This is a genomic window from Mycobacterium sp. NBC_00419, from assembly GCF_036023875.1.
In the GTDB taxonomy this organism is placed as follows: domain Bacteria; phylum Actinomycetota; class Actinomycetes; order Mycobacteriales; family Mycobacteriaceae; genus Mycobacterium.
The window spans coordinates 43,489-69,540 of the sequence record NZ_CP107931.1 but is presented as its reverse complement, the minus strand read 5'-3'; the positions used below and the strand labels follow the sequence as shown (position 1 = coordinate 69,540).

The following is a 26,052-nucleotide window of genomic DNA, read 5'->3' as shown; positions in this document are numbered from 1 at the left end:
TTCCCGGTTCTGTCGGGTGGCGCCGCTACGGTGACTGCGTGCGCGAGGACCCGACGCTGAGCACCGCCCTGCAGTGGCTGGGTCTGTGGCTCGTGGCGACCGCGCTTCTGGGGCTGGCGGGTCTACTGAACAACGTGGTGTGGGTGCTAGCCGCACTTACCGCGCTCGCCACCGTGGTGAGTGCGTGGCGGGCCGGGCTGGCTTATCTCGACCATCGGCAGAACCGGCGTCTCGACGCCCTCTACCGCGCCTCCGGGCAGGCCGCCGTCGACGCGATGACCGGCGTCGAATTCGAGCACTACGTCGCCGCGGTACTCCGGGGTCGTGGCTACGACATCGAAATGACCAAGGCCACAGGCGATTTCGGGGTCGACCTGATCGCCACCCGCGACGGCGTGCGCACCGCGGTGCAATGCAAGCGGGCGGCCCGGCTGGTCAACGGCGCCGCGATCCAGCAGGTGGTCGCGGGTGCGGCGGTCTACGAGTGCACCGCCACTATGGTGGTGTCCAATCACCGCTACACCAGAGCGGCCGAACAGCTGGCCGAGGTGCACGGCTGCGCGCTGGTCGATCGCACCCGGCTGGCGCGACTGGCGCGCAACCCCGTTCAGCCGACGAAGCGCTCCCGGTAACTACGCAACCGGGCGGCCACATCGTCGGGGTCGAGTCCGACGTCGGCGAGGTCGTAGATCACCTCGCCGTAGCGGCCCCGGGGATGCGCTGCGATGAACTCCGCCATCGCCGAACGCACCTCGTTGTCGAAGGGCTGATCGGCCAGTTCGTAGATCGACGCCAGCGTGCCGGCCTCGTCGGCCATGAAGTCGGTGAAGCGCACGTCGATCGACTGATCGGCAGGCAGCACATCGCGGTGCCATACGCATCCGTTGAACAGGTCTTCGGCGCGGCCCAGCCAGTAGTTCCCGATCTTGCGCGGATCGGGATGCGCGGTCGCCATCCGGGAGGCGTAGGCCACCATGGTGGACATCGACCGGGTCACGTCGACGGGATCGCGATGGGTGACGACGAACGTGGCGTCCGGGAAGGTCGCATACAGCGTCGGGAACTGTTCAAGGTGCTGCGGCGATTTGAGCACCCATCGTGTTCCACCGCGAAGGAACTGCAGTGCCTTCAGGCTGCGTTTGAGGTAGGCATACGACGGGCCCTGATCGTGGGCTTTGTAGTACTCGGCGAAAGTCGGCAGATAGTAAGTGGTTTCGAACAGCATGGTGGACAGATCGTTGGCCAGCAGCTGAATCTCTTCGTGCGCGTGGTCGACGGTCATGTCGTGCATGCGCCGGAACTCCGGCATCGAGGTGTTCACCAGATCCAGGCCGGCTGAACATCGGTCCTGGCGCGCTTGGTCCTCCTCGCCGGGTGCGGGGAAGGGCTCGAGGCTTTCCCAGTACGGCAGGTAGCGCAGGTTCGGGTCGGCGGCCATCAGGTTGTGCAGGTGGGTGGTCCCGGTGCGGGGCAGCCCGCAGATGATGATGGGCCGTTCGATCTCGATGTCCTCGATCTGCGGGTGCTCGGCGATCAGGGCCTCCAGCCGCAGCCGGTTCACCAGGTTGCCGACGAGTTGCTCGAAGGCCACCGCGACGCCGACATCGGACAGTCCGGCCTCCTCTCGCAGCGATGCGCACAGCACGTCGAGCCGTTCACGGAAGGCCGGGTCGCCGAAATCGTCGAGTCCGGTTCGCTCAGTCGCCGCGGAGAGCAACGCCTGCGGATCGAGTTCGAGAATTGCGCCATAGCCGGCCAGCGCCTCGCGCATCGCCCACGCCGCCTCGGGATACACCGGGTCGGCCAGGTCGGTGAATCTGATGGGCGCGGGCCGGGCGACACCGGCGGTCATGCCGACAGCTCCGCGACGTCGACCACCCGGCAGGTCGGGCGTGTGGGGGTTTCCTCGGGCAGGAACCAGCGCAGCCAGATCAGGCCCTTGCGGCGCCCGGCGGTGGACACCCAGTTGGGCTGGCCGGGATCGCTGTCGCTGACCACGATTCGCCACGACCCGTCCGGCTCGTAGGTGACATGCGCGCCGTTGATGGTCACCTTCTCGTAGGTGTAGTCGTAGGTGTGCAACCACGGGTTCCACAGGCAGAGGTTCCAGAACACACAGGGCGGCGACGTGCCTTCGATGATCAGTGCCTGATTCGGCGCCAATTCGTAGGCTCCCATCGCGTACGCCGCATCGCCTGCCGCCCAGCCGTAGGTCTGTTGCGGAACCGGGTAGGGTTCGGCGATCTCGTTCGGCGGCTCGACCTTGACGGGGATGAACGAAACCTGTTCGTTGAGCCAGTTTTTGGCTGCCCGCAGCCGGCGGATCAGGTCGGTGCGGCTCTCGATGAGGCGGGCCGGCGGGTCGACGGCCTCGATCGTCCACTGCACGCGCCGATCGGATTCCGGGTTCTCCAGGTAGTCGCGGGTCAGTGCGACGACGGCATCGGGTTCGAGTTTGAGCCATGCCCTGGGCTGCGGATCGGGGCTGATGGTGAACTCGAAGTTGCCCTCGTCGTCGAACTCCAGTGAGCGGTCGTTCATGGTCCCGACAATCCGATTGCTGTAGTGCCCGTCGTCGGGGCCGCCGTAGACGGTGATGGACAGATACACCGAGTCACCACGGTTGCCGCGGACCCGGTAGGTGCGATTCGGGTCGATCGGCGCAAGCTGATAGAAGGCGTCGGAGTTGTCGCCGCCCCAGCGCTGGTAGGGGCCGATCACGTCGACGAACCGGGGGTTGGCCTTGTCACCCCACACGTAGGCGTCGACGGCGACCCGCAACAGGCTGAACGTCAGGCGATAGCCGTCGATGACGTCAGGCTCGTCAAGTGGGGGATCGGCGTTGAGGATTTTGCCCTCGATGGCCGCGACCTCATCGAGCAGGTCGCGGAACGCCTTCGAAAGCTCCTGCGCCACAACATCGTTCGTCATCGCTGTTCCTTGTCTTGTCGGTCGTCCTGCACGCCTCGCATCACCAGGGCGGACAGCTTGTCGGCGAGTTGATCGGAGGTGTCACGCCCGTCGACCAGCGCGGTGTAGAACGCCGCTCCGACGAGGGTGTTGAACAACGTGTCGGTGTCGACATCGGCGCGCACGACGCCCTGTTCGGCGCCGGCGCGCACCAGTGCGGCCAGCTCGGCGCGGATCATGTCATCGAGCAGTTGCTGTGTGCGGATGTGCAATTGGGCGTCGCGGCGCCGTTCGGCAAGGATGCCCATTGTCGCTGCCTCCACCACCGGCTCGCGCCAGAAGGCGAGCGCCCGCCGGATGAATTCGTGAAGATCGCGGGTGAAGTCCCCGGTCCGCACCACCATGTCGGGTTCGGCGGCCGAACCGAACGCCGCCTCGAACACGACATGGGCTTTCGACGGCCACCGCCGGTAGATCGTCGGGCGGCTCACGCCCGCCGACCGGGCGATCGACTCCATGGACACCTGCTCGTATCCGACGTCGGTCAGGAGCCGTCGGGTGGCCGCCATGATGGCGTCATCGGTGCGTGGATCACGGGGCCGCCCACGCACCGGCTCGCGTCCGGATTCGGGTTCCGGGACAGCGGTGGGGCTCACGGCGGTTTATGTTTCGTTACGTCACGTAAATTGTCAACAGGCTTCTGCCCGCGCGATTACGCAATTCTGACCCCTGCCGCGATGGCGTAGCCGCGGTTTGGGCAGGGCCATACGGTGAACTTCTGAACAGTTCAGTTCGTGACACCACCGTGGGCCGCGCGCACACCCGTCGGCGTCACGGCGAGACCATCAACGGCCGGGAGGTCACCTCATGAAACTTCGATTCCACCGCGCCATCCGAACGGCCGCCCTGGTTCTGGCCAGCACCGCGCTGGTGTTCAGCGTGGCCAGCCCGCCGGCCGCCGTCGCCGACGACCAGCTGAACTTCACCGGAACGACCCTCAGCGGCGCCCCGTTCAACGGGGCAAGCCTGCAGGGCAAGCCCGCGGTGCTGTGGTTCTGGACGCCGTGGTGCCCGTTCTGCAACGCCGAGGCTCCCAACGTCAGCGCGGTGGCGGCGGCCAACCCGAAGGTCACCTTCGTGGGCGTCGCCGCCCGGTCCGACGTCGGTCAGATGGAGAACTTCGTCTCGAAGTACAACCTGAACTTCACCAACCTCAACGATGCGGACGGATCGATCTGGGCGCGCTTCAATGTGCCGTGGCAGCCCGCCTACGTGTTCGTGCGTCCCGACGGAACCTCGACGTTCGTGAACAACCCGACCTCGGCGATGTCGCAGCAGGAGCTCACCGACCGGGTGCGCGCCCTGGCCTCCTGACGTCCCGGTGGACCAAAACCTGATTGGTCTGGCCTTCGCCGCCGGAATGGTGGCGGCCTTCAATCCCTGCGGATTCGCGATGCTGCCGGCCTACCTCGCGCTGGTCGTCAACGGAGAGGAATCCAGCCGCCTGGCGGCGGTGGGCCGCGCACTGGTTGCCACCCTCGCGATGGCACTGGGCTTCCTCGTGGTGTTCGGATCCTTCGGCCTGTTGACCGTGTCGGTCGCCTCGACAGTGCAGCGCTATGCGCCGTACCTGACCGTGGTTGTCGGGATTTTCCTTGTGGCCCTGGGATTGTGGCTGGCGTCCGGGCGGGAACTCGGACTCGGTTCGGGCCCTGCTCGGTTCGGTGGCCGCTGGACACCCACGGCCAAGGTCGGGTCGATGTTCGGCTACGGCGTGGGGTATGCGATCGCATCCTTGTCGTGCACCATCGGCCCGTTCCTCGCCGTGACCGGCAGCACCGCACGCGGCGGTTCCCTGCTCGACGGCCTCGCGGCCTACGTGGCCTACGCGGCCGGGCTGGCCCTCGTCGTCGGGGTACTCGCGGTGGGGGTCGCCTTCGCCAACTCGACCCTGGTCGACCGCATGCGCCAGGTGTTGCCCTACGTCAACCGGATCAGCGGGGTGGTGCTGGTTCTCGTCGGGCTCTACGTCGGCTACTACGGCGTCTACGAGATCCGGTTGTTCAGCGGGGGCGGCAGTGCGCAGGACCCGGTGATCGACGCCGCGGGCCGGATCCAGCGGGCGGTGGCGGGCTGGGTGTACGCACACGGCGGCTGGCCGTGGCTGCTGGCGCTCGGAGTTCTGCTCGCCGCGGCGGTGACCACCGGGGTGCTGTGGCGCCGACGCCGGCGCAGCACCGTCGGCTGAGACCACTGCCTGCGCCGATACACAGTTCAGTGGTGCGCACAGCGGGCATCGTTATACTCCGCTGCACGTCCGAACCCGGCTCGGCCGACGAGGAGATGGGACAGGCAATGAAGTATCCGGTGCGAACTCTGGGGGGTGCCGCCGCCGTGGTGATGGCGCTGAGCGGCATTCCGCTGACCATCACGACGATCCAGCCCAGCGGCGAGGCCAAGGCCGATGTCTGCGCCAGCGCGGGCCGGCGGGTCACGGTCAGCGGCTGCGCCAATCTGGCCGACGTGGTGGCACCGTATGTCCCGCCGCCGGCCTACTACGCGCCTCTGCCCGAGGACTACCCGCCGCCTCCGCCACCGCCACCGGTCACCGGGTGCGTGGGCTGGAATGGCCGTTGGGTCAACGCCGGCGCCTGCAACTAAGCACTAAACGACGAAACCCCGCGGACCGAAGTCCGCGGGGTTTCGCTGTTTAGTGCTGTCAGGCCAGATCGAACCGGTCGTTGTCCATGACCTTCGCCCACGCCGCCACGAAGTCCTTGACGAACTTCTCCTTGGCGTCGTCCTCGGCGTACACCTCGGCCAGCGCCCGCAGCTGCGAGTTCGAGCCGAAGAGCAGATCGACACGGCTGGCGGTGTACTTGGCCGCACCGCTGCTGCGATCCTTGCCGACGTAGGTGCCGTCGTCAGCCGACGACGGTTCCCACTTGGTGCTCATATCGAGCAGGTTGACGAAGAAGTCGGTGCTCAGCACACCCGGCTTGTCCGTGAACACACCGTGCTTGGTGCCACCGAAGTTGGTACCGAGCACGCGCAGCCCGCCGACCAGAACCGTCAGCTCCGGACCCGACACACCGAGCAGGTTCGCACGGTCGATCAGGTGGTACTCCGCGGGCAGGTTCAGGCCCTTGCCCGCGTAGTTGCGGAAACCGTCGGCCTTGGGCTCCAGGTAGGCGAACGACTCGACATCGGTCTGATCCTGGGTGGCATCGCCACGACCCGAGGTGAAGGGCACCTCGATGTCGAATCCGGCTGCGGCAGCTGCCTTCTCGACACCGACGTTGCCGCCGAGGACGACCAGGTCGGCAAACGACACCGGGAAGCCGGCCGAGGACTGGATGCCCTCCAGCGCCCGGATCACCTGAGCCAGTTCGTCAGGCTCGTTGACCTCCCAGCCGAGCTGCGGCTGCAGCCGGATCCGGCCGCCGTTGGCGCCGCCGCGCATATCGCTGTTGCGGTAGGACGACGCCGACTTCCATGCGGTCGAGACCAACTGCGCCACACTCAGACCCGAGTCGGCGATGGCCGACTTGAGCGCGGCGACCTGATCCGCCGACAGAGCGGTCCCGGCCGGGACCGGGTCCTGCCAGGTCCAGGTCTGCTGGGGAACGTCCGGGCCGAGGTACCGGACGACCGGACCCATGTCGCGGTGCAGCAGCTTGAACCAGGCCTTGGCGAACTCGTCGGCGAGCTCCTCCGGGTGGTCCAGCCAGCGGCGGGTGATCTCGCCGTAGATCGGATCGAACCGCATCGAGAGATCGGTGGTCAGCATCGACGGGTGGGTCTTGCCGTCGCCCTGGGCCATCGGGACCGAGTTGGCCCAGCCGTCGTTCTTCGGCTTCCACTGGTTGGCGCCGGCGGGGCTCTTGAACAGCTCCCACTCGTTGCCGTAGAGGATCTCCAGGAAGCTGTTGTCCCACTTGGTCGGGGTGTGGGTCCAGGTGACCTCGAGCCCACTGCTGACCGTCTCGTTGCCGAGGCCCGAGTTGGCCCAGCCGAGGCCCTGCATCTCCAGCGGCGCGGCTTCGGGCTCGACCCCGTTCTCGACCGGCGTGGCGCCGTGGGTCTTGCCGAAGGTGTGACCACCGACGATCAGCGCCGCCGTCTCGACATCGTTCATCGCCATCCGGCCGAAGGTCTCGCGGATGTCGACCGCCGCGGCCAACGGGTCCGGAACACCTTCCGGGCCTTCGGGATTGACGTAGATCAGGCCCATCATGGTGGCGCCCAGCGGGTTCTCCAGCTTGCTGCGGTCGCTACCGGCGTAGCGCTCCTGCGAGCCGAGCCATTCGGCCTCGGCGCCCCAGTAGACGTCCTCTTCGGGCTCCCAGTAGTCGGCCCGGCCGAACGCGAAGCCCGCGGTCGCGAAGCCCATGTTCTCCAGCGCCCGGTTGCCTGCGTAGACCAGCAGGTCCGCCCACGACAGTTTCTTGCCGTACTTCTTCTTCACCGGCCACAGCAGTCGGCGCGCCTTGTCCAGGCTGACGTTGTCCGGCCAGCTGTTAAGCGGGGCGAAGCGCTGCATGCCCTTACCGCCGCCGCCGCGGCCGTCCTGCACGCGGTAGGTGCCGGCGGCGTGCCAGGACATCCGGATGAAGAACGGACCGTAGTGGCCGAAGTCGGCGGGCCACCAGTCCTGCGAGTCGGTCATGACCGCGTCGACATCCCGAGCCAGTTCGTCGAAGTCCAGGCTCAGGACCTCGGAGCGGTAGTCGAAGTCCGGGTCCATCGGGTTGATGACCTCGGGATCCTTCTGAAGGATCTTGAGGTTGACGGCGTTCGGCCACCAGTCGCGGTTGCTGCCGCCCTCGACGGGCGGCTTGATGCGCATCGGGCAACCGCTCTCGGCGGGTTCGCTCTGTGCCGCACCGATGGGTGGGGTTTCCTCAGCCACGTTCATTCCTTTCGGGATTGGGTGTTGGTGAATCCGGCCGCGATCACGGTTGTGATCGCGAAATCTGGTGGGTGGAGCAATCGGGGCACAGGCCCCAGTAGATGACCTCGGCTTCGTCGATGGCGAAGCCTTCCAACAGGCCGCTGTCGTCGGCCGCGGTCAGGCAGGGCGCCTCGCCGACGGCACAGTCGACGTCGCCGATCACCCCGCAGTGGCGGCAGACGATGTGGTGGTGGTTGTCGCCGACCCGCGACTCGTAGCGCGCCACCAGACCCGAGGGCTGGATGCGGCGGACAAGGCGTGCCGTGGTCAGAGCGTGCAGGACGTCGTAGACGGCCTGGCGGGAGACATCGGGCAGGCCGGCGCGCACCACACTGAAGATCGTCTCGGTGTCGGCGTGCGGGTTGGCCTGCACGGCCTCTAGAACCGCTACCCGAGGCCGCGTGACACGCAGGTCAGCTGAACGCAGCTGGTCTGCGAAATCCGACATCGAGCTCACAAGGGAGATACTTCCACCCTTTTCTGGAATGAGTCAAGACTAAGTTTCCGGCGTGTCGGGGAGTCCTCGATCACGGTCGAGGCGCGTCGCCGGCCTGGGTCGGCACGACAGGCGTGAGCGGTGGCAACGGTTTCGGGCTGAAGTCGTTGGGTCCGCCCGTCATCCCTTTGCTGGTCGGCTGGACCGGCCCGGTGGTGGTGGTCGGCGCCGGCGCGTCCGAGGGGCTGCCGCACGCCGCCAGCACGGCCACTGCGGCCGCCGCCAGAAGCGCGGCGCAACGCCGTCCCGTCGAACGCCTCATCCGCTGACCCTCCGCACGATCCCACCCTGCACCCGAAGCCGGGCCGCGGGCACGTACCGAAGCTACCCCCCGGCCCGGTGCCCAACAGAAGTTTGCCCGATCTACCGACGGATGTCCTGCTAGGCGAGACGGGACCAGTGCCGAGCGCCTGTCTGAAGGTCGGCTCGGTATGGTGATGCGTCCCCTGTCGTCTGATCAGGAGCAGCTTGGTGCCCCTCAACACGGTCGCGCTCGAACTCGTGCCACCGAATACCGACCGCGGTCCCGAGGAGATTCTGGACGAGGCGCGCAAGGTCGTGCGGTTCTCCGGCGAGACCGGGCTAGCCGGGACGGTCCGGCACGTGATGATCCCGGGCATGATCGCCGAGGACGACGACCGTCCGGTGGAGATGAAGCCCAAGCTCGACGTGTTGGACTACTGGTCCCGCATCGCACCGGAACTTCCCGGCGTCCGCGGACTGTGCACCCAGGTCACCGCGTTCATGGACGAGACCGCCCTGCGCGGCCGGTTGGCCGAGCTGCTCACCGCCGGCATGGAGGGCATTGCCTTTGTTGGGGTTCCGCGCACGATGAGCGACGGCGAGGGCTCCGGCGTCGCCCCCACCGATGCCCTGACGATCTACCGCGACCTGGTGCCCAACCGCGGCGTCATCCTGATCCCCACCCGCGACGGCGAGGCCGGACGATTCGGCTTCAAGTGCGGTCAGGGCGCGACGTACGGGATGACGCAACTGCTGTACTCGGATGCCATCGTGGGGTTCCTGACCGACTTCGCTCGCGAGCACGACCATCGCCCGGAGATCCTGCTCTCGTTCGGTTTCGTCCCCAAGGTCGAAACCCGCGTCGGGCTGATCAACTGGCTGATCCAAGATCCCGGCAACGCGGCGGTCGCCGCCGAGCAGGACTTCGTCACGACGCTGGCCGGCAACGAACCCGAGATCAAGCGCAAGATGCTCGTCGACCTCTACAAACGGATCATCGACGGCGTCGGCGACCTCGGCTTCCCGCTGAGCATTCACTTCGAGGCCACCTACGGCATGTCGAAGGCGGCGTTCGAGACGTTCGCCGAGATGCTGGCCTACTGGTCCCCGTCGGCCTCCTGACAGTTCGGCCGCCGTGCAAACCCTGATCGACTTCGACAACGCGCCGGTGTTCGCGATCCCGGTCCGCGACGGCTACGCCGGCTTCACCGGGCGCGAGGGAATGCTGCTGGAGGGCCCGCAGGGCTGGGGTGAGTTCAGTCCCCCCGGCGCTGCCGCGGACCTGCACACCGTCCGTTTCCTGACCGCGGCGGTCGAAGCCGGAACAGTCGGCTGGCCGGACCCGGTACGCGGGCGGGTGCCGGCCGCGGTGGCCGTGCCCGCCGTCGCTGCCGATCGCGCCGCAGTCATCGCCGCACAGGCCGGCTGCGCCGCGGCCGACGTACGGGTGGCCTGCCATCCGGACTCCTTGTCCGAGGACATCGCTCGGCTCGAAGCGGTGCGCGGCGCACTCGGACCGGCGGCCGCCATCCGCTGCGATGCCGGGGGAGCGTGGGACGTCGATACCGCCGTCGCGTCCATCGCCGCCCTCGACGCCGCCGCGGGCGGGCTCGAGTTCGTCGAGCAGCCGTGCGCGACGCTTCCGGAGTTGGCCGCCGTCCGCAGGCGCGTCGACGTCCGTATCGCCGCCGACGAGTCGATCCGCGATGCGCTCGATCCGTTCGGTCTCGACCTCGCCGACGCCGCCGACATCGCCGTGCTCACGGTGGGTCCGCTCGGGGGTGTGCGCCGCACACTGCGGCTGGCCGAGGCCTACGGCATGCCGTGCGTGGTGTCCTCACCGCCGGACTGCAGCATCGGCCTCGCCGGCGGTCTCGCGGTGGCCGGCGTGCTGCCCGAACTTCCCTTCGCCTGCGGCCTGGCCACCGTCATGGTGCTGCAGGGTGACCTGGTCTCGCCGGGCCGTTCGTTGATCCCGGTGGACGGCCATCTGCCCGTCGCGCCGATGCCGGCGGCGCCCGACCGCGATCTTCTGCAGCGGTTCGCGGTGACCGACGCCGAACGGGTCGCGCAGTGGCGCGAGCGATTGCGGACCGTCCAGCACCTGCTCTAGCGCCGCGGCCGCCAGGCCGCGATGGCGACACCGACTCCGATCAACGCGATCAGCGGTCCCAGCACCGACCACGTGGTCGTATTGCTCATCGGACTGCCCTGCACGGCCCCGAAACCCTGCAATGTGAACAGCAGGCCGAACAGCGCCACCAGGACACCGAGACCACCGACGACGTTGCGCATGTCAGTTCTTCCCTCCGTTGGGGATGGCGGCCGAGACGGCCCGCATCAACACTCGTTTGACTTTCACCGCACCGGTTTCCGCACTCGCCCGCTGCGGCGGTTCCAGTTGCAGCACATCGCCTTCGGCGATCGCGCCCGGTTTCACCACGTCGCCGTACGCGCCGAGGCACCGTCTCGAGTGGGCAGCGATGGCCCGGGTGATGTCGCGATCCTGCTTAAGCTCGGGCTGCTCGTGGGAGGGCATGACGCAACGGATGGTGGGGATCAGCGGCGCCAGGTCGGCGTGCGGGCCGTGCAGCACACCCCCGCACCAGTCCCACTCCGGATGCGCCGAGTCCGAGGCGGCATCGACCAGGATCGTCGGCCGGAACCGCCGCACGTCGAACTCGGAATCGGGGGCCAGCGCCGCCATCGCGGCCAGGCTCTGCGTGGTCAGGATGTGCACCGGGTAGGCGTCGACGTAGCTGCCGACCGGGGTGGCATACCGGGTGATCTCGGCTAGCTTGCGCACCGGGAACATCGACAGGTCCGGCAACGGCTCGTCGTCGGCGAGACCGAAGATCGTCCGCAGGTCACTCTTGGTGGCCATCGGGGTTCGGTATTGCTGACGCTCGGATATCGGTGGCAGCGAACGTAATTCGACGTCGTGGTCGACATATTCCGACAATGCCCGGTGAACACCGGGGTCCGAGCTGGAGAACTCCCGGCCGTCGGGCAGTCCGATGAGGACCTCGGGCGCATGCCCCGGCCCTGCCTCGGCGGTCGGGGGCTGGGCGTATCTGGCCGTGCACCACAACAAACCCGGCAGCTTCTTGGCGCTGGTGGTGGTGTCGTGTTCGACGTCACGCACCGCCCAGGTGCGATCGGCGTGCAGACCGAGCGTTCCGATCTGGGCTGTGGCGATCCGCTCGCCGGCCATCGACTTGACCGGGTATCGCCAGAGGGACACGATGCGACCGGCCTCGACCATGGGTGCCAGCTTATGCCTGCCGCCCGCCCGCCGGTGAACGTGTCAACGCCCTGCCGTTGGCGCTGTACTCACCTGCTGCCAGGATGGTGCTGCACATTTGCGGTAGGGAAGGCGCCAGGGCAACACCATGTACGACCAGAGCAGCGGCTGGGACTCCAACGAATCCCACGACGTCGGATTCCGCATCGATCCGGTGCTGGCCCGCAGTTGGCTGCTGGTCAACGGCGCTCACGCCGACAAGTTCGCGGCGGCGGTACGGTCGCGGGCCGACATCGTCGTGCTCGACATCGAGGACGCCGTCGCGCCCAAGGACAAGATCTCGGCGCGGGACAACGTGGTCCGCTGGCTGGCGGCCGGCAACAGCGACTGGGTGCGCATCAACGGCTTCGGCACGCCGTGGTGGGCCGACGACCTCGAGGCATTGGCCGCGTCGTCGATCGGTGGGGTGATGCTGGCGATGGTCGAGTCCGTCGACCATGTCACCGAGACCGCCAAGCGGTTGCCCAACATCCCGATCGTCGCCCTGGTCGAAACCGCGCGCGGACTGGAACGGATCACCGAGATCGCTTCGGCGAAGGGAACCTTCCGGCTGGCGTTCGGCATCGGCGACTTCCGCCGCGACACCGGCTTCGGCGACAATCCGGCCACGCTGGCCTACGCACGGTCGCGATTCACCATCGCCGCCAAGGCCGCGCACCTGCCCGGCCCGATCGACGGCCCGACGGTGGGCTCGAGTGCATTGAAGCTCAGCGAGGCCACCGCGGTCTCCGCCGAGTTCGGCATGACCGGCAAGATCTGCCTGACGCCGGATCAGTGCCCGGCGGTCAACGAGGGCCTCGCACCGTCGCAGGAAGAGATCACCTGGGCCAAGGAGTTCTTCGCTGAATTCGAGCGCGACGGCGGCGAGATCCGCAACGGCTCGGATCTGCCCCGGATCGCCCGCGCCAACAAGATTCTCGACCTGGCCCGCGCCTACGGCATCGAGGTCTCGGAGTTCGACGACCAGGAAGTCCATGTCAGCGCCCCGTCGGACACCTACCACTACTAGGCTTCACCTCCTGCGGCCCCGCGTAGCTTTTTTCAGGAGCAGTGCCATGACCTCACGCCTGTTCAGCCTTGCCGGACGGCTGATGAGCCGCCCGTGGATGCGGCCGGTCACGCGCACGTTCAGCGATCTGCACGCGACCGTGTACCGGGCGACCGGTGGCGCGGCGCAGAACCCGAACTATCCGACCATGCTGCTGACCGTCACCGGCCGTAAGAGCGGCAAGCGGCGGACGGTGCCGCTGATCTACCTCGAGGACGGCGATCGGCTGGTGATCGCCGCGGCCTATGCGGGCAGCGATTCCGATCCGACGTGGTGGTTGAATCTGCAGGCGAACCCGGAAGCTGTTGCGCGGCTGCGGGATCGGGAGATCCCGGTGCGTGCCGAGCTGGCACCCGCCGAACAGCGCGGCGCGCTGTGGCAGCGGCTGGTGGCGATGTATCCGTACTTCACCGAGTACCAGCAGCGCACCGGCCGGGAGATTCCCGTGGTGATCCTGACACCCACCGGATAACTCAGGGTTTGACGGCCTGCAGCGTGTAGCTCAGCGGCAACCGATCGCCGTGTTCGGTCAGCCGCCATTCACCGTCGTCGTCCTGGCGCATCCGCCCGGGCAGCGCATCCCAGGGCACCGAGTCGTGTTCGACGAGCATGGTCAGGCGCAGGCCGGCGTCGAGTATCGCGGTGACGATCTCACCCATGCCGTGGTTCCATTCCCGCGATTCGGTGTGGGCGAAAACGGAATCGGTCTCCACATAGGTGTCCGAGGCGTCGAACCGTAACGGCTCCTCGTGTTCGAAGTACGGATATGCCAGCGCGATGACGTCGGTGCGTACCTCGTCGACAGACCACAGCACCGGGTGACCCTCGCGCAGGAACAGCCGCCCGCCCGGCCGCAGCAACCGGGCCACCGATTCGGCCCAGCGCCCGACGTCGGGCAACCACACCAGAGCCCCGATTCCGGTGTATACGAGATCGAAAGCATTGTTGCCCAACGCTTCCGGCGCTGCGTAGACGTCGGATTCGACGTAGTCGACGCTCACCCCCGCAGCCGAGGCGACGCCGCGGGCGATCTCCAGCGCGGCGGGGGAGAAGTCCAGGCCGGTCATCCGCGCCCCGAGACGGGCCAGCGAGATCGTGTCCGTGCCGATGTGGCACTGCAGGTGTACCGCGCGCAACCCCGACACTGCCCCCAGCCGGGGGACGTCGAAGCGGACGACGTCGGAGAGCCGGTTCGGATCGGCGATGAGTCGTTGAACGGCATAGTCCGGCGATGCCGCATGCGCCGGGGCGCGCTCGTCCCACATCGCGCGGTTGACCTCACGGTGCTCGGTGTACACACCACCACTGTGGCAGCACGCCGCCGATTCAGCCCACGTTCACCCGCCCGGCATCAACCGAACATTGAAACACGAAATGGATTTCCGTATTCTTGTGTCTACGGTCACGATCTGAAGGAGATGATGATGTCCCACCCGATTCGCCGCCGGGCGGCCCTGGTTCTCACGCCGGTGATCGCCGCGTCGATGGTCTTGGCACCCGTGGCGGCCGCAGAGCCGGCCCCGCCTGCACCGCCACCCGGGTCAGGACCCGCCGACCTGATCATCGGGGAGATCGAGGCGCTGGGCTACAACGTGGCGATCAACTGGGTCAACGGGCAGGACTCGACCCCGCAACTGGCACGCTGCCGCGTCGTGGCGTTCCACAACCCGGACAGATCCGGCGGACCCGCCCAAGCCGGGACGACCGTGTACGTCGACGTCCTGTGCCCTGACGAGTCCGAGGACTGAGCCGACTCCTACAGGTCCACCGGCATCGGGGTGACGTTCCAGATGTCGTCGCAGTACTGCGCGATCGCCCGGTCCGACGAGAACTTCCCGCTGCGGGCCGCGTTGAGGATCGACATCCGTGACCAGGTGTCGCGGTCCTGCCAGGCCGCACTGACCTTGGCCTGGCAGTCCACATACGAGCGGTAGTCGGCCAGCACCAGGAACGGGTCGTGGTGAATCAGGTTCTCCACCACGGGTCGAAGGACCTCGGTGTCCCCGTGTGTGAACGCCCCCTGCAGGGTCAACTCCAGCACCTCGGCGAGTTCAGGATCGTTCTCGATGTAGCTCGCGGGCCGGTAGCCCTCGGCCTTGATCCGCTCCACCTCGTCGACGGTGAGGCCGAACAGGAAGAAGTTCTCGGCGCCGGCTTCCTCACGGATCTCGACGTTGGCGCCGTCGAGGGTCCCGATGGTCAACGCGCCGTTCATCATGAACTTCATGTTGCCGGTGCCGGAGGCTTCCTTGCCGGCGGTGGAGATCTGCTCGGAAAGGTTGGCAGCCGGATAGATCAGGTGGGCGTTCTGCACGTTGAAGTTCGGCAGGAACACCACCTTCATGAAGCGGTTCACATCGGGGTCGTTGTTCACCGTCGCCCCGACCGCGGTGATCATCCTGATGATGCGCTTGGCCATGAAGTACCCGGGCGCGGCCTTGCCGCCGAAGATGAAGGCCCGGGGGGCGATCGCGAAACTCGGATTCTGCTTGAGGCGGTTGTAGAGCGTGATGATGTGCAGGACGCTGAGATGCTGGCGCTTGTACTCGTGGATCCGCTTGACCTGGATGTCGAACATCCACGTCGGGTCCAACTCGATACCGGTGGTCGAGTGGACGAACTCGCCGAGGCGGCTCTTGTTGGCGCGCTTGACATCTCGCCAACGCTGCCGGAACTCGGGATCATCGACGAAATTCTCGAGTGCGCGCAGCTGGCCGAGTTCGGTCAGCCAGCCCTCGCCGATCGTCTCATCGAGCAGGTTGCGCAGACCCGGGTTGGACAGTGCCATGAAGCGGCGCGGCGTCACGCCATTGGTGACGTTGCCGAACCGCTCCGGCCACATCTCGTAGAAGTCCTGGAGCACACTGGCTTTGAGCAATTCCGAGTGCAGCGCCGCCACCCCGTTGATGGCATGACTGCCCACCGTGGCCAGGTGCGCCATCCGCACGCTCTTGCCGCCCTCCTCGCCGATCAGCGACATCCGGCGGATGCGGTCCTCGTCGCCGGGAAAACGTGCGCGCACCTCGTCGAGAAAGCGGTTGTTGATCTCGTAGATGATCTCCAGGTGCCGCGGCAGCGACTCCCCGAAGATCGCCAGCGGCCACGTTTCGAGCGCCTCGGGCAGCAGCGTGTGGTTGGTATAGCCGAACGTCTCCAGCGTGATACCCCACGCCTCGTCCCACGTCAGATGGTGCTCGTCGATGAGCAGACGCATCAACTCGGCCACCGCGATCGACGGATGGGTGTCGTTGAGCTGAATGGCCCACTTCTCGGGCAGCGCGTCCAGTGGCAGGCTCGCCCGCTCGGTGTGGATACGCAGGATGTCCTGCAGCGAGCACGACACGAAGAAGTACTGCTGCTGAAGCCGCAGACGCTTACCCGCGTCGGGTTCGTCGTTGGGGTAGAGAACCTTCGAGACCTTCTCGGCGACGACTTCGTCCTCGACGGCCTTGTAGAAGTCGCCGGTGTTGAAGGCCTCCAGCGCGAAGGACTCCACCGACCGGGCACTCCAGAGAGTCAACGTGTTGCACGTATTCACCCCGTAGCCCTGGATCGGGGTGTCATAGGAGACGCCCTTGATGACCTGTTGGGGAATCCAGCGCACGCGGTGATGGCCGGCCAGGTCCTCGTACTGCTCGGTGTAGCCACCCCAGTTGACGATGTAGCTGGCGTCCGGCTTGTCGATCTCCCAGGGGTTACCGCCCACCAACCAGTTGTCGGTCTTCTCGACCTGCCAACCGTTCTGGATCTCCTGGTCGAAGATGCCGAACTCGTAGCGGATGCCGTACCCGATCGAGGGGCGCTCCAGGGTGGCCAGCGAGTCCAGGTAACAGGCGGCCAGCCGGCCAAGGCCACCGTTGCCCAGCCCGGGCTCCTCTTCACAGGCGATGATCTCGTCGAGCTCCTGACCGAGCGCGGCCAGCGCCTCCCGGGCCTGCTTCTCGATGCCGAGGTTGAGCAGGTTGTTGCCCAGTTGGGGGCCCATCAGAAACTCGGCAGACAGGTAGCACGTCACCTTGTTGGACAGGTCGAGCCAGTCCTGGGTGGTCGCCATCCAGCGCTGCTGCATGCGGTCGCGCACCGCTAGGGCCAGCGCTCGGTAGTAGTGCTCGGGTGTCAGCGCCGCGGCGGGCCGGGCGATCGAGTACATGAGGTGGTCGCTGATCGCGCGGCGCAGCGCGTCCGCGGACAGGCCGGTGCGGCTGTGCTCATGCGGCGGCGGGGCGGACCCGGTGGCGTCGAAATCGCCCACGTTGCCGGCCGTGGTGTTGACGACGTCGGTCATTGCCTGCTCCCTGCTTCTAGACAGCTGCTGTTGAGGACCGCAAGTCTGACATCGCCACGTTTCAGCGCGGCGAGGTCCGCGAGTCGCTTCCGTGAACTATGGCCCATCAGCGGGCGTGCTGCAGGCCGAGCAAATCTGACGAGTCCCGCTTCTTGCCTCTGCCCGCAGCTCGGGGCTATACAGTTTTTCAAGGTTGTTCACTGCCGTGCAGCCCACCGCGTCAAGATCGGAGAACTTCAGTGACGTCGACTGTCGAAGCGGGGGATCAGGTCCTGACCGTCGCGCGGGGGATGCGCGATCTGGTGGCCGCCCGGGCCGCCGAGTCCGAGCAGTTGCGCACCATGTCGCCGGCGATCGTCGAGGAGATGTGGGGCAGCGGCCTGATGTCGTCGTTCAACCCCGTCGAAGCCGGCGGGGTCGAACCCACCTTCGCCGAGATGATCGAGACATGGATCGAGATGGCGTGGCAGGACGGATCCTTCGGCTGGATCGGCATCGCCAACCTGCCCTCGGCATTCGCGGTCGCCGCGTACCTGCCGGACGACGGGTTCGCCGAGGTGTTCACCGCCAACGACAACAAGGTGACGATGGGCGGGCAGTTCTTTCCCAACGGCCAGGGCGCCGCGGTCGACGGTGGCTACCGGGTGACGGGGTCGTGGAGTTTCGGCTCCGGCACCGGCCACTCGGAATACGTGTGCGCGGGCTTCTTCCCGCTCGACGACGGCCAGCCGCGGATGGCCGAGGACGGCCTCCCGGACATGCAGGTGGCCGTGATCCCGCGCGAGGAGATCGTGTTCAAGGACGGCTGGCATGTCCAGGGCCTGCGGGGAACCGGCTCGTATGACTACAGCGTCGAGGACGTCTTCGTGCCCACCAGCCGGACCTTCCCGCTGTTCTCCCGTATCCCGAACCGGGGGAGTTCCCCGGCCACCCGGATGGGCCTGATGCCGGTGACCGCCGCGGGCCACGCGTCGTGGGCGCTGGGTGTGGCCAAGAGCATGCTCGACGATGTCCAGGCCCTGGCGGCCACCAAGTATCGGATGAGCGATATGGCCTCGCTGGCGAGCCGTCCGACCTTCCAGAAGGACCTCGCACACAACGTCTCGGCGTGGCGGGCGGCCCGGCTGCTGATCCTGGACGCGTTCAGCGCCGCCGAAGCCGCCGTCGGCGCCGGCGAGGACCTCACCCCGATGCTGCGGGCCGACATGCGCGCCGCTGCCGTGTACGCCACCGACGTGGCACGCAACTGTGCCGAGTGGGCCCACCTGGCGGCAGGCACCACGGCGATCCGGGAGGGCAGCCGGCTGGAGCGGGGTTTCCGCGACATCTACACCGGCACCCAGCACGCGTTCATCAGTGAGAAGGTCGCCATGGACGCTGCCCAGATCTGGCTCGGCATCATCGAGGATCAGCCGGGTCTGTAAACCGCGGCACGCTCAGTGATACCGGCGCCTCGAGCGCCTGTCGCCGCTAGAGTCAGGAAGCTATGACGACCTGGTCGGCCCCGGCGACACTCGATGCCCGGTCCTGCAGCCGCCGCCAGGCCAGACGCCTCAGTCGGCAGTTCGCCGAAGTGGGTGTCGACATCACTCCCGAGCGCCTGCGGCATATCGCGATGGGCCGGCCGAGCAGCGAAGCAGAGTTGATCGACGTCAACTTCGCGCTCACCGCCAGCCAGCTGCTCGAGGAGAAGCGCCAGGCCAAACGTGGTCGCAGACAACGCCACCGGTGGACACGGTCGCTGATCGTGATCGGTGCGGTCGTCGTCGCACTCAACCTGCTGCTGTGCCTGGGACTGGTGATGTTCGTCCTGACCCAGCACACGTCACCGTACTGAGGGGCGCTACCCCTTAGCCGGTCACGTACGAGTCGGCGACGTCGAGCGCCTTGTCCAGGATCGCCAGACCCTCGGCAACCTCGGCGTCGGTGATGTTGCACGCCGGGACCGCGTGGATCCGGTTGAAGTTGGCGAAGGGCAGCAGGCCCCCGGACTTGCACGCGGCGATGACGGCGTTCATCGCCTCACTCGATCCGCCGTAGGGTGCCAGCGGTTCCCGGGTGGCCTGGTTGGCGACGAGTTCGATCGCCCAGAACACACCGAGCCCGCGCACCTCGCCCACCGAGGGATGCCGGGAGGCCAGCTCGTACAGGCCCGGGCCGAGCACCTTCTCGCCGAGCCGGGCTGCGTTGGCCACCATGCCCTCGTCTTCCATCGCGTTGATGGTCGCGACCGCTGCCGCACAGGCCAGCGGGTGTCCTGAGTAGGTGAGCCCGCCCGGGTAGGCGCGGTCGGCGAAGGTGGCATAGATGGCGTCATTGATGGCCACGCCACCGAGCGGCACATAGCCGGAGGTGACGCCCTTGGCGAACGTCATGAGGTCGGGCACGACGTCGAAATGGTCGATGGCGAACCACTTTCCGGTCCGACCGAAGCCTGCCATCACCTCATCGGCGATGAACACAATTCCGTGCCGGTCACAGATCTCCCGCACGCCGGCCATGTATCCGGGCGGGGGCACCATGATGCCCGCGGTGCCGGGCACCGACTCCAGGATGATCGCGGCGATGGTGGTCGGGCCCTCGTGGGCGATGAGACGCTCGAGGTACTCCAGCGCGCGCTGCGATTCCTGCTGCTCGTTGTCGGCGTAGAACGACGAGCGGTACAGGAACGGGCCGTTGAAGTGCACGACGCCGGCGCTGGCGTAGTCGTTGGGGTAGCGCCGCGGGTCACCGGTGAGGTTGATCGCGGTGTCGGTACCGCCGTGGTACGAGCGGTAGCGGGAGAGCACCTTGCGCCGGCCGGTGTGCAGCCGGGCCATGCGCACCGCGTGCTCGACGGCGTCGGCGCCGCCGTTGGTGAAGAACACCCGGTTCAGGTCACCGGGGGTGCGCTCGGCGATGAGGCGGGCGGCCTCCGAGCGCGCGGCATTGGCGTGCTGCGGGGCGATGGTGCACAGCTTGGCTGCCTGCTCGGCGATCGCCGCGACGACCTTCGGGTGCTGGTGGCCGATGTTGGTGAACACCAGCTGGCCGGAGAAGTCGAGCAGCTTGGTGCCCTCACCGTCCCAGATGTAGGAGCCCTCCGAGGCGACGACCGTCATCGGCTTGATCTGCGCCTGGGCCGACCAGGAGTGGAAGACGTGCTGGCGGTCCAGCTCGTAGGCACGGGCGGCCTCGGCACGGGCGGTCTCGAGGTCCTGGCCGCTGGGCAGCAGGTGGGAAGCGGTTGCAGTCATGTGAGTGAGTGCCTCTTTCGAGCTCAGTTGTTCTGGGGGAAGCCGAGATTGATGCCACCGTGGCTGGGGTCGAGCCACCGGGTGGTGACGACCTTGCCGCGGGTGAAGAAGTGCACTCCCTCGGATCCGTGGGCGTGGGTGTCACCGAACAACGACGACTTCCACCCACCGAAACTGTAGTAGGCCGTCGGCACCGGGATCGGCACGTTGATGCCGACCATGCCGACCTCGACCTCGTTCTGGAAGCGCCGCGCGGCGCCGCCGTCGTTGGTGAAGATCGCGGTGCCGTTGCCGTAGGGGTTGGAGTTGATCAACTCCAGCGCCTCGTCGTAGGTGTCCACCCGGACCACCGACAGCACGGGTCCGAAGATCTCGTCGGTGTAGACGCTCATCTCGGGGGTGACGTGGTCGATCAGCGTCGGGCCGAGCCAGAAGCCGTCCTGGTCACCGTTGGCGGACACTCCGCGGCCGTCGACGACGATCGTGGCGCCGTCGGCCTCGCCGGCGTCGATGTAGGAGGCCACCTTGTCCCGGTGCACCTTGGTGACCAGCGGGCCCATGTCGGAATCCTGGGTGCCGTCGCCGATCTTGAGCGTCTTGGTGCGCTCGGCGATCTTGGCGACCAGCTCGTCGGCGATCGGACCGACGGCCACGGCGGCCGAGATGGCCATGCAGCGCTCGCCTGCCGAACCGAACCCGGCGTTGACCATGGCATCGGCGGCCAGATCCAGGTCGGCGTCGGGCAGGATCAGGGCGTGGTTCTTCGCTCCGCCGAGGGCCTGCACCCGCTTGCCGTGCAAGGTTCCGGTCGAGTAGACGTACTGCGCGATCGGGGTGGATCCGACGAACGACACTGCCTTGATCGCCGGGTTGGTCAGCAGTTCGTCGACGGCGACCTTGTCGCCCTGCAGCACGTTGAACACACCGGCGGGCAGGCCGGCCTCGGCCCACAGGTTGGCGATCCACAGCGACGCCGACGGGTCCTTCTCGGACGGCTTGAGCACCACGGTGTTACCGGCGGCGATCGCGATGGGGAAGAACCACATCGGCACCATGGCCGGGAAGTTGAACGGAGAGATGACGGCCACCGGCCCCAGCGGCTGGCGGATCGAGGCCACGTCGACGTTGGTCGAGGCGTTCTCTGTCATGCCGCCCTTGAGCAGATGTGCGATACCGCAGGCGAATTCGACGACTTCCTGGCCGCGGCTGACCTCTCCGAGTGCGTCGGAGAGCACCTTGCCGTGCTCGGCGGTGATGAGCTCGGCCAACTCCTGCTTGCGGGCGTTGAGCAGTTCGCGGAACGCGAACAGGATCGTGGTGCGCTTGGCGATCGAGGTATCCCGCCAGCCCGGGAAGGCGGCGCGCGCGGCCTCGATGACGGCGCGTGCGTCGGCGACGTCGGCCAGGGCGACCTGGCCGGTCACCTGGCCGGTGGCCGGGTTGGTGACGGGTGCGGTGCGGTCGCTGCTGCCGGCGAAGGACTTGCCGTCGGCCCAGTGGGCGATGGTGCGGACGCGGGTGTTGGGCGCTGCGAGGGTCATGCATTGATTCTCAACGGCCCAGTCCCACCTCACCGCCGACAGTATGTATGCATCTGCCGCTGAACTCTTACACTGTGTAAGTGCAACCGACGCTCCAGGAAGTTCTCGACCTCCCGGCGCTGCGCGCCGGCGAGCCGGAGGTGGTCTGCGCCGGCCCGTTGGACGTCCCTGTGCGCTGGGTGCACGTCAGTGACCTCGCCGACTTGTCCGGTCTGCTGACCGGGGGCGAGTTGGTGCTGACGACGGGCCAGGCGCTGGCCGACCCGCAGGTGCGCGACGGCTATCTGCCCGGGTTGGCCGCCGCCGGTGCGGTGGGTGTGGTGATCGAACTCGGGCTGCACGTCCAGGAGGTTCCGGAGTCGGTCGTGCGGTCGGGCGCCGAGCTGGCGTTTCCGGTCATCGTGCTGCACCGCCCGGTGCGCTTCGTCGACGTCACCGAGGATGTCCACCGACGGATCGTCGCCGACCAGTACGCCGAGGTGGCGTATGCCCAGCGGGTGCACGAGGCCTTCACCGCGCTGAGCATGCGCAGGGCCTCGATCGACCAGATCATCGCCGCCACCGCGGACATGCTCGAGACGCCGGTCGTCTTGGAGGACCTCAACCGCCAGGTGCTCGCCTTCGCCGCCCGCGGGGTCCCGACTTCGCAACTGTTGTCGGACTGGGAACGCCGGTCCCGGCTTGCCGGCCCGCATTCGTGGACCGCGCGACCGGTCGGGCCGTACCGCGAGGTGTGGGGCCGGCTGATCGCGCCGGCTGTCGTCGACCCCGATTCCCGGACGGTGACCACGCTGGAGCGGGCGGCCCAGGCGCTGGCCCTGCACCGCATGGTCGAGCAGAACCGGACGTCACTGGAGTTGCGGGCACAGAGCGGCCTGGTGGACGACCTTCGCCGGGGGCGCATCGTCGACGAGGCGGAGGCAACCGCACGGGCCCACGCCTTGGGGCTGCGTCCTGCGCTGACCTACGTGCCGATGGCGGCGCGCCTTCGAGAAACTGCCGCCGCCGATCAGGTGGTGGTTCAGCAGCGCCGGGTGCGCACGCTGGACGCGATCATGCACGCGGTGCGCGCGGCCGGTCATACCGGGCTGGCCGCCACCCGCGACGACGGCCAGATCGACCTGGTCCTGGCGCCGCAGCGGGCCAGCTACCAGCCCGGTTCGCTGGAGGCGGCACTGACGCTGGTGTGCGCGGAGATCCGCCGCGCGGTGCTGCGACTCGACGGTGTGAGCGACTGCGTGATCGGCGCCGGACCCGAATCGAGCCGCCTCATCGACGCCGTCGGCGGATTGCGCGAAGCCGGTCACGTGGCCGAAGTCGCCATGTCGATGCCGTTGCACGACAAGCCTTTCCATCGTTCCGCCGACGTCCGGCTGCGCGGCCTGATCTCGCTGATCCGCTCGGATCCCCGGGTGCAGGCCTTCGCGGAGACGGAGTTGGCCGGCCTGCTGGCGCACCGGGCCACCCACGGCGACGACACCTTCGACCTGCTGCGCGCCTTCCTCGATGCCGGCGGCAACAAGGCCGAGCTGGCGCGCACATTGCACATGTCGCGGCCCACGCTGTACTCGCGACTCGACGCACTCGAGCGGATCGTCGGCCTCGATCTCAACGACGCCGAGTCGCGGGCGTCGCTGCATGTCGCGATGCTCGTCCTGGGCTCGGCAGGGGAGTAGTCGCGGTCACTCCTGCTCCACTTGCCGGCGCTCGTCCTTGAGCCGTTCCTTGCTGCGCAGCAACCGCAGCAGGGTCACCAGGACCAACCCGCCGACGATGTTGCCGACCACCGTATAGCCGAACCAGCCCAGCCAGTCGGCGTAGCCGAACGGAGCGTCACCGGTGATCAGCGCGCCGAAGATGAGCAGCGAGTCCAGTATCGAGTGGAACAGCGTGAGACCGGCGAGCAGGAACGCCCCGGCCACCGCGGCCGCGATCTTGCCGGGTACCGAATCGGTTCCGTGCTGCATCCGCGTCATCAGCGTGATGACCATGCCGCCGAGCACCGCCAGCGCCGCGGTCTGCACCGACAGCGGCGCCGTGGCGAAGTGCTCGGCCGACTCGATGGTCTGCTCGGCCAGGTTCGGCAGCGCCGCCATGATCAGCGCCATGATCACCCAGCCGCCGAGCAGGTTCGCGGCCAGCGTGCCGCACCACAGCTTGAGCAGCTGGCCAAAGCTGGCCCGCTTGGCCGCCACCGTCGTCACCGGGACTAAGAACCCCTCGGTGAACAGCTCGCTGCGCCCGAGCAGCAGCGCGAGGAACCCGATCGAGAACGCCAGGCCCGCCAACAGCTGATTGTGGGTCTGCGCGAGTACCGACAGATACGCCAGGACTCCCATCGCCACCTCGGTGCCACCGAAGAACCCCGTCACCAGCACCTCCCGCCAGGTGCGGTGCAGACGCTGGCTGCCCTCCTCCACCATCCGGCCGAAGGCTTCTTCGAGTTCGTCCTCGATCGGACTGTCTGACTCGCCGAGTTGGCGCTGGCTCGTTGTGCTCACGGCGTCGGGTACCCACAAGTGGTACCGCAATACACTCGACAGCCGTGGGCATACTCGTCGGGTTCGCGCCGTGGATCGTGTACTGGGTCCTGGTCGGCAATGTTCCGTTCGACACCGCGGTGCTGGTCGCCCTGGGCACCGCGATCGCCGGGCTCGTGCTCGGACGGGTGAAGAAGGCGCCGGGGCTCACGTTCGAAATCGGCGCTGTCGCAACCTTCTCGGTGCTGGCGATCCTGACCTTCACGGTCAGTCAGTCGTTCATGGAGCGGTGGATTCAGCCGCTGAGCAACGTCGGCATCTTCCTGGTGGCACTCGTCGGCGTCCTCGTCGGCAAGCCGTTCGTCCGCGAGTTCGCCGCGGCCGGCCGGCCCGACGATGTGGTCAACAGCGAACTGTTCGGACGCATCACCACCACGTTGACCTGGATCTGGGTCGCCGCCTTCGGCGCGATGACGGTGTCGTCGGCCATCCCTCCCATCGTGCAGGGCGACGCGACCATCCTCGACACCAGGACGCCGCTGTCCTTCCTCTGCTACTGGGTCATCCCGTTCGCGCTGCTGGGCCTGGCCGCACTGGCCTCACGGCTGCTTCCCGACAGGATGACCGTGCCGGACAACGTGATTCGCGAGACGTCGTTCGTGGCCTACAGTGAGGCCGCCATCGACGAGCTGTACTACCTCGCGCAAGAGCATGCCAATCGCGAGGTGGGCGCGGGTAAAGAGGCCTACGACGTCAAGGTCGGCGGCATGGGTATGGCACTCACCGGCGACGACACCCGAAAGTCGTGGCCGTCGACCTATCGGGTTCGCGACCGCGCCCGCTAGGGCTCCGTCTCCGCGAGGGCCTTAACCCCGGCCACCACGACCGTCATCGACTGCCGGAACTGTTCCATCCTCGTATCCACGATCTCGGCGGCGCGCTGCGGCTCCCGCTCGATCATCATGGTGACGCCGGACTTTCCCGTGCCCAGGCGCGACGAGTAGCGCAGTCGCGTCCCGTTGGTTGCTGGCGACAAGTCGAACCGCCAGATCGCAGCCGGTCCCTCGGGGTCGCCGACCGTCCATTCGAAGGTTCGCGGCGGCTCGAAGACGGTGATGTGCGAGCGGGTGGTCCACACCCCCACGGCCTCGTGGCGGTTGGTGCCCAGGAACTGGGCGCCGAGGCAGGGCGCATCGAAGCTGTCGGCCCAGCGAACACTCTGGAGTTCGGTGCTCAGCGGGGGCATCAGGGTGATGTCGCTCACCAGCTCCCAGACCCTTTCGATCGGCGCTGCGATCTCGGTAGACACCTCGACTACGGGCTGCGCCATGGCGCACAGCATAGGCACCCACCAGACCCGGTGGGCCGGAGTTCTCAAACACGCTGAGCGCCAACGGCGCAGTCGGCACACCGTCCGAAATCGCAACTGTTTGGCCAATATTGGACAGCGCTGAGGACACCGTTGCGTCACGGTTCGGACAAAACGCCTGCTCAGCGAAAAATCCGGGTAGCCGCCGCCAGGATGTTTGCTGTAGAAGTGACAGAAGTGAAGTGT

Annotated in this window: 27 protein-coding genes; 14 read left to right on the top strand and 13 right to left on the bottom strand. The window is 67.4% G+C overall.

What is annotated here, in order from left to right; all coding sequences use genetic code 11:
* The first annotated feature begins 38 nt into the window (after nt 1-38).
* Nucleotides 39-632 carry a restriction endonuclease gene (locus tag OG976_RS00375; protein WP_328356335.1) on the top strand — a complete coding sequence of 198 codons (594 nt, stop codon included), beginning with the start codon at nt 39-41 and terminating at the stop codon, nt 630-632.
* Here the strand turns inward: OG976_RS00375 and OG976_RS00370 are convergent.
* Genes OG976_RS00370 through OG976_RS00360 form a run of 3 tightly spaced genes read right to left on the bottom strand, consistent with a single transcriptional unit; the run spans nt 608 to nt 3,566 of the window.
* Nucleotides 608-1,852, bottom strand: a complete 1,245-nt coding sequence (locus OG976_RS00370; protein ID WP_328356332.1) for a sulfotransferase family protein — start codon at nt 1,850-1,852, stop codon at nt 608-610. The genes OG976_RS00375 and OG976_RS00370 overlap by 25 nt on opposite strands.
* Entirely contained in the window at nt 1,849-2,931 is a 1,083-nt protein-coding gene (locus OG976_RS00365) for a DUF1214 domain-containing protein (protein WP_328356330.1), read from the bottom strand. The genes OG976_RS00370 and OG976_RS00365 overlap by 4 nt, the downstream gene beginning before the upstream one ends.
* Nucleotides 2,928-3,566: a TetR/AcrR family transcriptional regulator gene (locus tag OG976_RS00360; protein ID WP_328356327.1), complete on the bottom strand. Its 639-nt coding sequence runs from the start codon at nt 3,564-3,566 to the stop codon at nt 2,928-2,930. Before OG976_RS00360 ends, OG976_RS00365 begins: the two co-directional genes overlap by 4 nt.
* A 211-nt stretch (nt 3,567-3,777) precedes the next feature.
* Here OG976_RS00360 and OG976_RS00355 point away from each other — a divergent pair, with 211 nt between their 5' ends.
* The 3 genes from OG976_RS00355 to OG976_RS00345 all read left to right on the top strand — a co-directional run bounded on the left by OG976_RS00355 (nt 3,778) and on the right by OG976_RS00345 (nt 5,571).
* The gene (locus OG976_RS00355; protein WP_328356324.1) at nt 3,778-4,284 is read left to right on the top strand and encodes a protein disulfide oxidoreductase; all 507 of its coding nucleotides are present in this window, start codon (nt 3,778-3,780) and stop codon (nt 4,282-4,284) included.
* A 7-nt stretch (nt 4,285-4,291) separates the two neighbouring features.
* A complete protein-coding gene (locus OG976_RS00350) occupies nt 4,292-5,158 on the top strand; it encodes a cytochrome c biogenesis CcdA family protein (protein WP_328356321.1) in 867 nt (288 codons plus the stop codon).
* 119 nt (nt 5,159-5,277) lie between these two features.
* Nucleotides 5,278-5,571: a hypothetical protein gene (locus OG976_RS00345; RefSeq protein WP_442930573.1), complete on the top strand. Its 294-nt coding sequence runs from the start codon at nt 5,278-5,280 to the stop codon at nt 5,569-5,571.
* Between the two features lie 58 nt (nt 5,572-5,629).
* On the opposite strand, the gene katG is transcribed toward OG976_RS00345, so the two are convergent.
* The gene (katG, locus tag OG976_RS00340) at nt 5,630-7,822 is read right to left on the bottom strand and encodes a catalase/peroxidase HPI (protein WP_328356316.1); all 2,193 of its coding nucleotides are present in this window, start codon (nt 7,820-7,822) and stop codon (nt 5,630-5,632) included.
* 43 nt (nt 7,823-7,865) lie between these two features.
* Nucleotides 7,866-8,321 (bottom strand): Fur family transcriptional regulator, encoded by a 456-nt coding sequence (locus tag OG976_RS00335; protein ID WP_328356313.1) that lies wholly within the window; start codon nt 8,319-8,321, stop codon nt 7,866-7,868.
* Between the two features lie 113 nt (nt 8,322-8,434).
* Between OG976_RS00335 and OG976_RS00330 the strand changes: the two genes are divergently transcribed.
* From OG976_RS00330 to OG976_RS00320, 3 genes are all read left to right on the top strand, one after another.
* Nucleotides 8,435-8,629 (top strand): hypothetical protein, encoded by a 195-nt coding sequence (locus OG976_RS00330; RefSeq protein WP_328356311.1) that lies wholly within the window; start codon nt 8,435-8,437, stop codon nt 8,627-8,629.
* Between the two features lie 202 nt (nt 8,630-8,831).
* Complete coding sequence (locus OG976_RS00325) at nt 8,832-9,725, top strand: mycobacterial-type methylenetetrahydrofolate reductase (protein ID WP_328356309.1); 894 nt, start codon at nt 8,832-8,834, stop codon at nt 9,723-9,725.
* Between the two features lie 13 nt (nt 9,726-9,738).
* Entirely contained in the window at nt 9,739-10,716 is a 978-nt protein-coding gene (locus OG976_RS00320; protein WP_328356307.1) for an o-succinylbenzoate synthase, read from the top strand.
* On the opposite strand, the gene OG976_RS00315 is transcribed toward OG976_RS00320, so the two are convergent.
* Together OG976_RS00315 and OG976_RS00310 are read right to left on the bottom strand one after the other, a co-directional pair.
* On the bottom strand, nt 10,713-10,898 hold the full coding sequence (locus OG976_RS00315) for a hypothetical protein (RefSeq protein ID WP_167100908.1): 186 nt from the start codon (nt 10,896-10,898) through the stop codon (nt 10,713-10,715). The genes OG976_RS00320 and OG976_RS00315 overlap by 4 nt on opposite strands.
* A gap of 1 nt (nt 10,899) precedes the next feature.
* Nucleotides 10,900-11,868 (bottom strand): MOSC domain-containing protein, encoded by a 969-nt coding sequence (locus OG976_RS00310; protein ID WP_328356299.1) that lies wholly within the window; start codon nt 11,866-11,868, stop codon nt 10,900-10,902.
* Nucleotides 11,869-11,995: 127 nt separating this feature from the next.
* Between OG976_RS00310 and OG976_RS00305 the strand changes: the two genes are divergently transcribed.
* Both OG976_RS00305 and OG976_RS00300 read left to right on the top strand, forming a co-directional pair.
* Nucleotides 11,996-12,916, top strand: a complete 921-nt coding sequence (locus tag OG976_RS00305) for an HpcH/HpaI aldolase/citrate lyase family protein (RefSeq protein ID WP_328356296.1) — start codon at nt 11,996-11,998, stop codon at nt 12,914-12,916.
* A gap of 46 nt (nt 12,917-12,962) precedes the next feature.
* Nucleotides 12,963-13,427, top strand: coding sequence for a nitroreductase/quinone reductase family protein (locus tag OG976_RS00300; protein WP_328356293.1), 465 nt, complete (start codon nt 12,963-12,965; stop codon nt 13,425-13,427).
* Nucleotide 13,428: 1 nt separating this feature from the next.
* Here the strand turns inward: OG976_RS00300 and OG976_RS00295 are convergent, their stop codons facing one another.
* Nucleotides 13,429-14,253 carry a class I SAM-dependent methyltransferase gene (locus OG976_RS00295; RefSeq protein WP_328356290.1) on the bottom strand — a complete coding sequence of 275 codons (825 nt, stop codon included), beginning with the start codon at nt 14,251-14,253 and terminating at the stop codon, nt 13,429-13,431.
* A gap of 126 nt (nt 14,254-14,379) precedes the next feature.
* Here OG976_RS00295 and OG976_RS00290 point away from each other — a divergent pair, with 126 nt between their 5' ends.
* Nucleotides 14,380-14,703 (top strand): hypothetical protein, encoded by a 324-nt coding sequence (locus OG976_RS00290; RefSeq protein ID WP_328356287.1) that lies wholly within the window; start codon nt 14,380-14,382, stop codon nt 14,701-14,703.
* 8 nt (nt 14,704-14,711) lie between these two features.
* On the opposite strand, the gene OG976_RS00285 is transcribed toward OG976_RS00290, so the two are convergent.
* Nucleotides 14,712-17,240 (bottom strand): glycogen/starch/alpha-glucan phosphorylase, encoded by a 2,529-nt coding sequence (locus OG976_RS00285; protein ID WP_328356284.1) that lies wholly within the window; start codon nt 17,238-17,240, stop codon nt 14,712-14,714.
* 290 nt (nt 17,241-17,530) lie between these two features.
* Between OG976_RS00285 and OG976_RS00280 the strand changes: the two genes are divergently transcribed.
* Nucleotides 17,531-18,664: an acyl-CoA dehydrogenase family protein gene (locus OG976_RS00280; protein ID WP_442930572.1), complete on the top strand. Its 1,134-nt coding sequence runs from the start codon at nt 17,531-17,533 to the stop codon at nt 18,662-18,664.
* Between the two features lie 62 nt (nt 18,665-18,726).
* Nucleotides 18,727-19,077: a hypothetical protein gene (locus OG976_RS00275; protein WP_328356278.1), complete on the top strand. Its 351-nt coding sequence runs from the start codon at nt 18,727-18,729 to the stop codon at nt 19,075-19,077.
* Between the two features lie 13 nt (nt 19,078-19,090).
* On the opposite strand, the gene OG976_RS00270 is transcribed toward OG976_RS00275, so the two are convergent.
* Entirely contained in the window at nt 19,091-20,476 is a 1,386-nt protein-coding gene (locus tag OG976_RS00270; protein ID WP_328356275.1) for an aspartate aminotransferase family protein, read from the bottom strand.
* Nucleotides 20,477-20,499: 23 nt separating this feature from the next.
* Nucleotides 20,500-22,017 carry a CoA-acylating methylmalonate-semialdehyde dehydrogenase gene (locus OG976_RS00265; protein WP_328356272.1) on the bottom strand — a complete coding sequence of 506 codons (1,518 nt, stop codon included), beginning with the start codon at nt 22,015-22,017 and terminating at the stop codon, nt 20,500-20,502.
* Nucleotides 22,018-22,097: 80 nt separating this feature from the next.
* Between OG976_RS00265 and OG976_RS00260 the strand changes: the two genes are divergently transcribed.
* Complete coding sequence (locus OG976_RS00260) at nt 22,098-23,693, top strand: PucR family transcriptional regulator (RefSeq protein ID WP_328356269.1); 1,596 nt, start codon at nt 22,098-22,100, stop codon at nt 23,691-23,693.
* Nucleotides 23,694-23,699: 6 nt separating this feature from the next.
* Here the strand turns inward: OG976_RS00260 and OG976_RS00255 are convergent, their stop codons facing one another.
* Nucleotides 23,700-24,518 (bottom strand): formate/nitrite transporter family protein, encoded by an 819-nt coding sequence (locus OG976_RS00255; RefSeq protein WP_328356266.1) that lies wholly within the window; start codon nt 24,516-24,518, stop codon nt 23,700-23,702.
* A gap of 44 nt (nt 24,519-24,562) precedes the next feature.
* Here OG976_RS00255 and OG976_RS00250 point away from each other — a divergent pair, with 44 nt between their 5' ends.
* Nucleotides 24,563-25,342 (top strand): hypothetical protein, encoded by a 780-nt coding sequence (locus tag OG976_RS00250; RefSeq protein ID WP_328356263.1) that lies wholly within the window; start codon nt 24,563-24,565, stop codon nt 25,340-25,342.
* On the opposite strand, the gene OG976_RS00245 is transcribed toward OG976_RS00250, so the two are convergent.
* Nucleotides 25,339-25,827 carry an SRPBCC family protein gene (locus OG976_RS00245; RefSeq protein WP_328356260.1) on the bottom strand — a complete coding sequence of 163 codons (489 nt, stop codon included), beginning with the start codon at nt 25,825-25,827 and terminating at the stop codon, nt 25,339-25,341. The genes OG976_RS00250 and OG976_RS00245 overlap by 4 nt on opposite strands.
* Nucleotides 25,828-26,052 lie beyond the last annotated feature (225 nt).

Bases quoted from the DNA above. Each gene is read 5' to 3' on its own strand.
- OG976_RS00370 (WP_328356332.1), bottom strand. From the start codon at position 1,852: ATGACCGCCGGTGTCGCCCGGCCCGCGCCCATCAGATTCACCGACCTG.
- OG976_RS00365 (WP_328356330.1), bottom strand. From the start codon at position 2,931: ATGACGAACGATGTTGTGGCGCAGGAGCTTTCGAAGGCGTTCCGCGAC.
- OG976_RS00355 (WP_328356324.1), top strand. From the start codon at position 3,778: ATGAAACTTCGATTCCACCGCGCCATCCGAACGGCCGCCCTGGTTCTG.
- OG976_RS00315 (WP_167100908.1), bottom strand. From the start codon at position 10,898: ATGCGCAACGTCGTCGGTGGTCTCGGTGTCCTGGTGGCGCTGTTCGGC.
- OG976_RS00310 (WP_328356299.1), bottom strand. From the start codon at position 11,868: ATGGTCGAGGCCGGTCGCATCGTGTCCCTCTGGCGATACCCGGTCAAG.
- OG976_RS00305 (WP_328356296.1), top strand. From the start codon at position 11,996: ATGTACGACCAGAGCAGCGGCTGGGACTCCAACGAATCCCACGACGTC.
- OG976_RS00300 (WP_328356293.1), top strand. From the start codon at position 12,963: ATGACCTCACGCCTGTTCAGCCTTGCCGGACGGCTGATGAGCCGCCCG.
- OG976_RS00290 (WP_328356287.1), top strand. From the start codon at position 14,380: ATGTCCCACCCGATTCGCCGCCGGGCGGCCCTGGTTCTCACGCCGGTG.
- OG976_RS00285 (WP_328356284.1), bottom strand. From the start codon at position 17,240: ATGACCGACGTCGTCAACACCACGGCCGGCAACGTGGGCGATTTCGAC.
- OG976_RS00280 (WP_442930572.1), top strand. From the start codon at position 17,531: ATGCGCGATCTGGTGGCCGCCCGGGCCGCCGAGTCCGAGCAGTTGCGC.
- OG976_RS00275 (WP_328356278.1), top strand. From the start codon at position 18,727: ATGACGACCTGGTCGGCCCCGGCGACACTCGATGCCCGGTCCTGCAGC.
- OG976_RS00270 (WP_328356275.1), bottom strand. From the start codon at position 20,476: ATGACTGCAACCGCTTCCCACCTGCTGCCCAGCGGCCAGGACCTCGAG.
- OG976_RS00265 (WP_328356272.1), bottom strand. From the start codon at position 22,017: ATGACCCTCGCAGCGCCCAACACCCGCGTCCGCACCATCGCCCACTGG.
- OG976_RS00245 (WP_328356260.1), bottom strand. From the start codon at position 25,827: ATGGCGCAGCCCGTAGTCGAGGTGTCTACCGAGATCGCAGCGCCGATC.